Below are 7,074 nucleotides of genomic sequence, written 5' to 3'. Positions count from 1 at the left end.
GGGCCTCGCCGGGCGGGGTCGCCGGAGAGGACGGGCTGCCCGGGGTCGACGGCTCGCCCGGCTCGCCCGGCTCGCCGGGGTGGTCGCCGGCCTTGCCGCAGGTCGCGGACGCGATGCTCAGCGTCTGGGTCTTGCCAGCGAGGGTCGCGCTCACCTCGATGGCGGTGATGGTGAGGTTGCCGTCCTTGTCGCGGACCTGCTTGTTCAGCGTCACCGTGGCATTGCCGAGGCCCTTCAGGTCGGCGGTGACGGTGGTGTTGGGCGACGCGTCGAGCTTCAGCGTGCGGCCCTGCAGTGTCGCCTTGGTCAGGTGGGAGACGCCGTTGCCGTTCTCGCACTTGGCCGTGACGACGTGGGCGGAGAGGCCGATCTTGGCGACGTTCAGGTCCACGACGGAGGCGCGGCCGTGCCCGGACCAGGCGGCGGCGTTCAGGATCCGCGCCCGGACGAGCGGGTTGGCGGGCAGCTCGGCCACGCTCTTGCGGACGGGCTGCTGTCCCGAGGACGCCACGGAGGGGGTCGCCGGGATCGCGACCGGGCCGGTGGCGGAGATCGCGAAGGCCGCGCCGGTGCCGCCGCTCGTGGCGGACGCGGCGGTGGCGCCGAGGGTGAGCGGCAGGGCCAGCGCGCCGGCGACGGCCGCGCACCTGGTGAGTGCCTGCAAACGCACGATGTTTCTCCTTTGGGGGTTCTGTTGCGGGGGTTGGGGCGTCAGTCCGTGATCTGGACGGACGTGCCGAGCGGGACCTTGGAGAGCTGCTTCAGCGCGCCCGCGGGGACGCGCACGCAGCCGTGCGTGACGGCCTTGCCGAACACCGACTTGGACGGCCAGCCGTGGAAGGCGACCGTCCCGGGGCCGCCGCCGAAGGTGTCCAGGGTGGCGGAGTGGGCGCCGACCGGCAGGATCAGCGGGCTGTAGGTCGGCTTCTCGGGGGCGAGGGAGGCGAGCAGGAACGTCCGTCCGGTGGGGGTGGGCGTCTTCGGCGCGCCGACCGCCACCGGCCAGGTGCCGACCTTGCGGCCGGCGCGGGTGAGGGTGAGCTTGCGGTCGCCGAGGTCGACCTTGATGGCGCTGGTGCTGCGCGCCGCCTTGAGGCCGGAGTCGGGGATCCAGCCCGTCACGCCGTTGGGGCGGCTCGGCAGCAGCACGCGCCGCCAGCCGGGGCGGCTCTCCAGCACGGGCACCCAGGTCGGACCCTTGAGCTGGGTGCTCGGCAGCTCCGCCATGGCGGGGGCGCCGGGCTTGGCCGACACCGGGACCGTGTCGTTCGGGTGCACCACCGTGCCGTCGCCCTTGGCGGACGGGGCGGCGTCCCGCGGCAGGTCGTTCAGCGTCGTGTAGGTGGTGGCCTGGGGCAGCTTCTCCGTGCCGCCCGCCGGGGACGCGCCGGCGTGCGCGCCCTTGTCCTGTCCGCCGCATCCCGTCAGGAGCAGGGCAGCTCCGAGAAGAAGGGCGGGCGCGGCCGTCCGGCCGGCGGCGCGCGGTGGTTCGTCGCTCACGAAGACTCCAAGTGATCCGCCGGAGGGGGCTCCGGCTCGCCTCTGTGCCCGCTGTCTACGCACGAGGGCCCGGTGGGGTTGCACGGTGTGCCGGGCGAGTTGCGGGGGGTTAGTCGGGGCGGCCGGGAACAAGCGGGGATTGACACGTGTTTGAACCCTCAACTAACCTTCGACAGGTCGTTGAAGTTTCAAGAACTAGCCGAGGAGATCTCATGAGCATCGCCGCCGTCGCCCCCGAGCTGACCGCCGGAACCTGGAACATCGACCCCGGGCACTCCGAGGTCACCTTCGTGATCCGGCACCTGATGACCAAGGTGCGCGGCACGTTCACCGACTTCACCGGGTCCGTGCAGATCGCCGGCGACCTGGCCGCGTCGACGGCCGTCGCCGAGATCAAGGTCGGCTCGATCGACACCCGCAACCCCGACCGGGACGCGCACGTGCGGACCTCCGACGTCCTGGACGTGGAGAAGTACCCGACCATGACGTTCGCGACCACCGGTGTCCGGGAAGAGGGCGGCGAGTACTTCCTGGACGGCGAGCTGACGATCAAGGACGTCACCCGTCCGCTCAGCCTCGCGGTCGAGTTCAACGGCGTCGCCGAGGACCCGTGGGGCGGGACGCGCGCCGGCTTCTCCGCCGAGGTCTCGATCAACCGCAAGGACTGGGGCATCGAGTTCAACGTCCCGCTGAAGGGCGAGAAGGCCCTGCTCAGCGACAAGGTCGACATCCAGCTGGAGGTCCAGGCCGTCCGCGCCTGACGTCTTGCGGGAAGGGCCGTCCGAGCGATCGGACGGCCCTTCCGTCATTCCAGGGGCAGGCGCAGGGCGAAGCGGGCGCCGGCGGCGTGGTCCTCGATCCGGATCGTCCCGCCATGGACCTGCGCGATCTCGCGGACGATCGCGAGGCCGAGCCCCGTGCCGCCGGCGCCCCGGCTGCGGGCGGTGTCCAGGCGGGTGAAGCGCTCGAAGACGCGCTCCCGGTCGCCCGGCGCGATGCCCGCGCCGTCGTCGGTGACGGTGAGCAGCGCCAGGCCGTCCGCCCTGGTCACCTCCACCTTGATGGACGAGTCGGCGTAGCGTTCGGCGTTGTCCAGCAGGTTGCCCAGCAGCCGGACGAGCTGCATGCGCACCCCGCGCACCCGGACGCCGCGCACGGCCTCGGTGGTGATCTTCAGGGCGAAGGCGCGGCGGCGGACCTCGGCCTCCGCCAGCGCGCCCAGGTCGATCGGCTCCTGCACGCTGGTCCCGCCGGTGCCGATGCGGGCGAGCAGCAGCAGGTCGGTGACGATCGACTCCAGCCGGTCGGTGTCGCGCAGCGCCGACGTGACGACGGCCGGGAGGTCGTTGTCGTCCGGGTGCATGGACGCGTCCTCCAGGTTGGCGCGCAGCCCGGCGATCGGGGTGCGCAGCTCGTGGGACGCGTCGGAGGCGAACTGCCGCTGCCGCGCGACGGCCCGCTCCAGCCGGTCGAGCGTCTCGTTCGCGGTGCGGGCCAGCTGCGCGATCTCGTCCTGCCCGGCGGGTTGCGGGACGCGCCGGCTCAGGTCGGTGGCGCTGATCTCGGCGAGCTGCACGCGGATCGCCTCGACGGGGCCGAGCGTGCGGCCGACGACGCGCCAGGTGATCCACGCGACGATCCCGGCGAGCAGCAGGACGCAGCCGCCGAGCACCCCCTCCAGCAGGCCGCTCACCAGGTAGGACGGCATCCGCTCCGACGCGTACACGACGACGGAGTCGGGCGCGGTGCTGACCCGGATGGCCTCCACGACGTAGCATTCGCGGCCCGGCCGGGAGCCGTGGCACTCGGTGAAGTCCCGCACCCGCATGTTGCTCGACGGCCAGAGTCTGCTCACCGGGGGTCTGTCCGTTGCGGCCTGTGTCGCGTTGGTGACCCGTCCGCCGGGCTCGACGACCTGGACGAGGATGCGGCCGTCGGTGTCGTCCCGGATGGCGCCCTCCAGCGTCCCGTCGCGGACGCCGCCGCTGACTCGGCGGGCGTCGACCTGCGTCGCGCGGAGAAGATCGGCCTTGACGGCGCTGCGTACGGCGAAGTCGACACCCGCGGCCGTGACGCCGAAGACGAGCGCGGCGATCACGGCGGCGACGAGCGTGTCCCTGGCCCTGATGGACCGGGGGCGCATGCGCATGTCCACTCCAGGAGGATGTACCGGTTTCCCGGCACGAAGCCACACGCTACCGGTCGGTTACAAAACGGGGAGCCCGAAATTCCGCGCCGGGTTTTCACCCTCGCTCACCGGGACATCCCGTTTTATGACGGTTCCTCCGAAGCACAGGGACGGACACATGGGCAGGGACGTGGCTTCGGTCACCATCAGCGGCGAGGACCGGCGGCGCTACCGCGACAAGGTCCGCAGGTGCCTCGACGTGCTGGCCCGCATGCTGGGCGAATCCCAGTTCGACTTCGAGCGCCCGCACATCGGCCTGGAGATCGAGCTCAACCTGATCGACTCACTCGGCGACCCGCTGATGCGCAACGCGGACGTCCTCAAGGCGATCGCCGACCCGGCGTGGGCGACCGAGCTGGGCCAGTTCAACCTGGAGATCAACATCCCGCCCCGCGAGCTCGGCGGGGAGGGCACCGGTGAACTGGAGGCCGAGGTCCGCGACCACCTCGCGCACGCCGACGGGCGGGCCCGCGAGGTCGGCGGCGGGCTGCTCATGATCGGCATCCTGCCGACCCTGCGGCGCTCCGACATCGGCGAGGAGTCCCTGTCCTCCAACGCGCGGTACAAGATGCTGAACGACCAGATCTTCGCCGCGCGCGGCGAGGAGATGCGCATCGCGATCGACGGCTCCGAACCGCTCCACATGCACACCGACACGATCCTCCCCGAGGCGGCGTGCACCAGCGTCCAGTTCCATCTGCAGGTCAGCCCCGACCAGTTCGGCGCCTACTGGAACGCCGCCCAGGCCATCGCGGGCGCGCAGGTCGCGATGGGCGCCAACTCCCCCTTCCTGTTCGGGCACCGGCTTTTCCACGAGACCCGCATCACCCTGTTCGAGCAGGCCACCGACACCCGTCCGGACGAGCTGAAGTCGCAGGGCGTCCGGCCCCGGGTGTGGTTCGGCGAGCGCTGGATCACGTCCGTCTTCGACCTTTTCGAGGAGAACGCCCGCTACTTCCCGTCGCTGCTGCCCCTGTGCGACGACGAGGACCCTCTGGACGTCCTGGACGAAGGAGGCATCCCGGAACTCGGCGAACTCACCCTCCACAACGGGACGATCTACCGCTGGAACCGTCCCATCTACGCCGTGGTGAAGGGCCGCCCCCACCTGCGCGTGGAGAACCGCGTCCTGCCGGCCGGGCCGACCGTCGCCGACGTCGTCGCCAACGGAGCCTTCTACTACGGCGTCGTCCGGATGCTCGCCGAGGGCGACCGTCCCGTCTGGACGCGCATGTCCTTCGCCACCGCCGAGGAGAACCTGCACCGCGCCGCCCGCGACGGCCTCGACTCCACCCTCTACTGGCCCGGGATGGGCGAGGTGCCCGCCGCCGAACTGATCCTGCGCAAACTGCTCCCGCTCGCCCACGAGGGCCTCGACCGCTGGGGCGTCGACCCCGTCCGGCGCGACCGCCTCCTCGGCATCATCGAGCGCCGCTGCGTCACCGGCCAGACCGGCGCGGCCTGGCAGCTGGACACCGTCGGCACCCTCGAACGGGACCACGGCGTCAACCGCCACGACGCCCTCCGCATGATGACCCGCGCCTACGCCGAGCACATGCGCGACAACGAGCCCGTCCACACCTGGGAGACCTAGCCCCGCCGATCTTCACAGGTCCTCCACAAATCACACCCGGCGCACGCATATCGGCCTTCTAGAGTCGGGCCGTGAGCAACGAGACGCGGGTCCTCGTCGTCGAGGACGAGCCGACGATCGCGCGAGCGGTGGCCGACCGGCTCGCCGCCGAGGGCTTCGGCGTCGACGTGGCCGGCGACGGCCCCTCCGCGGTCGAGCGCGCCCGCGCCTACGAGCCGCACCTCATCGTGCTGGACGTGATGCTGCCCGGATTCGACGGGCTGGAGGTCTGCCGGCGCGTCCAGGCGGAACGTCCCGTCCCCGTGCTGATGCTGACGGCCCGCGACGACGAGACGGACCTGCTGGTCGGCCTGGGCGTCGGCGCCGACGACTACGTGACGAAGCCGTTCAGCATGCGGGAGCTCGTCGCCCGCATACGGGCCGTGCTGCGGCGCGTCGAACGGCCCGCCATGGAGGCCGCGGACGGTGCGACGCGCATCGGCGAGCTGGAGATCGACCAGCGCGCCCGGCGGGTCCGCCGCGACGGTCGCGAAGTGCACCTCACGCCGACCGAGTTCGACCTGCTCGCCTGCCTGCTGCGCAACCAGGGGACCGTCCTGACCCGCGCCGTCCTGCTGGAGCAGGTGTGGGACTGGGCGGACGCGTCCGGAACCCGGGTCGTCGACAGCCACGTCAAAGCCCTGCGACGCAAGCTGGGCCAGGAGCTGATCCGGACCGTCCACGGCGTCGGATACAGCTTGGAGGCCGCACCGTGACCGCCGTCATCCACAGGCTGTGGGCAAGGCTGCCCCGCCCCCTGGACCCGCTCCGGTCGATCAAGGTGAAGTTCGGCGTCGTGGTCGTCGTGACCGCCTGCGTCGCCGTCCTGATCGTCCTGTGGGGGTACCCGCTGGGGTTCCGCGCCCGCCAGACGCTGCCGGTCGGCGTGCTCATCTCGCTGATCGTCATCCAGCTGCTCGCGCACGGCATGACCGCGCCGCTGCGCGAGATGACCGCCGCGGCGCGGGCGATGGCGCGCGGCGACTACAGCCGCCGCGTGCGCGCCACGTCCCGGGACGAGGTCGGCGAGCTGGCGCAGGCCTTCAACCGGATGGCCACCGACCTCGCCCAGGTCGACCGGCAGCGCCGCGAGTTCGTCGCGAACGTCTCGCACGAGCTGCGCACCCCCATCAGCGCGCTGCGCGCCGTCCTGGAGAACGTCGCCGACGGCGTCACGCCCGCGACGCCGGACGTCCTCGAAACGGCCCTCGACCAGACCGAACGGCTCGGACGCCTGGTCACCCAGCTCCTCGACCTGTCGCGCGTCGAGGCCGGAGCCGCCGTCCTGGACGTGACCGACATCGACGTCGCCGCGTTCATCGACGACGTCACCGCGGAGGCCGCCGCGAGCCACCCGGACGCCGTGTTCGAACCGGACGTCACGCCCGGCCTGCACGCTATGGCCGACCGCGACCGCCTCCACCAGGTCGTCGCGAACCTCCTCGACAACGCCGCCCGGCATGGCGCCGGAAAACCCGTCACCGTCACCGCACGTCCCGCGAACCCAACGGGCGCACTGATCATCGAAGTCACCGATGAAGGCCCCGGCATTCCCCCCGAAGAGCGCGCCCGCGTGTTCGAACGCTTCTCCCACGGCGCCGCGAGCGGCGCCGGCACCCCCGGCGGCGGCACCGGCCTCGGCCTCGCCATCGCGAGCTGGGCCACCGACCTGCACGGCGGCGGCATCACCGTCCTCGACACGCCGAGCGGCTGCCGGATCCGCGTAGTGATCCCCTCGACCCCCGGAGACCCC

7 protein-coding genes are annotated in these 7,074 nt (G+C 72.0%); 4 read left to right on the top strand and 3 right to left on the bottom strand.

Annotation, left to right across the window (positions count from 1 at the left end; translation table 11 throughout):
• Both E1293_RS42365 and E1293_RS42360 read right to left on the bottom strand, forming a co-directional pair.
• Positions 1 to 670 (bottom strand): choice-of-anchor P family protein (locus E1293_RS42365; protein WP_132205039.1); only part of this gene is annotated, 670 nt, incomplete at its 3' end.
• A gap of 41 nt (positions 671 to 711) precedes the next feature.
• Positions 712 to 1,500, bottom strand: a complete 789-nt coding sequence (locus E1293_RS42360; RefSeq protein ID WP_165978658.1) for a L,D-transpeptidase — start codon at positions 1,498 to 1,500, stop codon at positions 712 to 714.
• Positions 1,501 to 1,712: 212 nt separating this feature from the next.
• On the opposite strand from E1293_RS42360, the gene E1293_RS42355 reads away from it, so the two are divergent.
• Entirely contained in the window at positions 1,713 to 2,261 is a 549-nt protein-coding gene (locus tag E1293_RS42355; protein WP_132205035.1) for a YceI family protein, read from the top strand.
• A 44-nt stretch (positions 2,262 to 2,305) separates the two neighbouring features.
• Here the strand turns inward: E1293_RS42355 and E1293_RS42350 are convergent, their stop codons facing one another.
• The gene (locus E1293_RS42350) at positions 2,306 to 3,649 is read right to left on the bottom strand and encodes a sensor histidine kinase (protein ID WP_132205033.1); all 1,344 of its coding nucleotides are present in this window, start codon (positions 3,647 to 3,649) and stop codon (positions 2,306 to 2,308) included.
• Positions 3,650 to 3,806: 157 nt separating this feature from the next.
• Here E1293_RS42350 and E1293_RS42345 point away from each other — a divergent pair, with 157 nt between their 5' ends.
• From E1293_RS42345 to E1293_RS42335, 3 genes are all read left to right on the top strand, one after another.
• Positions 3,807 to 5,282 (top strand): glutamate-cysteine ligase family protein, encoded by a 1,476-nt coding sequence (locus E1293_RS42345; protein WP_132205031.1) that lies wholly within the window; start codon positions 3,807 to 3,809, stop codon positions 5,280 to 5,282.
• A 71-nt stretch (positions 5,283 to 5,353) separates the two neighbouring features.
• Entirely contained in the window at positions 5,354 to 6,037 is a 684-nt protein-coding gene (locus E1293_RS42340; protein WP_132205029.1) for a response regulator transcription factor, read from the top strand.
• Positions 6,034 to 7,074: sensor histidine kinase (locus tag E1293_RS42335; RefSeq protein WP_243717402.1), on the top strand; the 1,041-nt coding region annotated here is incomplete at its 3' end. The genes E1293_RS42340 and E1293_RS42335, both read left to right, overlap by 4 nt.

Origin of the sequence: Actinomadura darangshiensis, assembly GCF_004349235.1 — a bacterium.
GTDB classification, from domain to species: Bacteria; Actinomycetota; Actinomycetes; order Streptosporangiales; family Streptosporangiaceae; genus Spirillospora; species Spirillospora darangshiensis.
This window is presented reverse-complemented; position numbering and strand designations above follow the sequence as displayed.

Excerpts from the sequence above, each read along its gene's own strand:
- E1293_RS42355 (WP_132205035.1), top strand. The coding sequence starts at position 1,713 with ATGAGCATCGCCGCCGTCGCCCCCGAGCTGACCGCCGGAACCTGGAAC.
- E1293_RS42350 (WP_132205033.1), bottom strand. The coding sequence starts at position 3,649 with ATGCGCATGCGCCCCCGGTCCATCAGGGCCAGGGACACGCTCGTCGCC.
- E1293_RS42345 (WP_132205031.1), top strand. The coding sequence starts at position 3,807 with ATGGGCAGGGACGTGGCTTCGGTCACCATCAGCGGCGAGGACCGGCGG.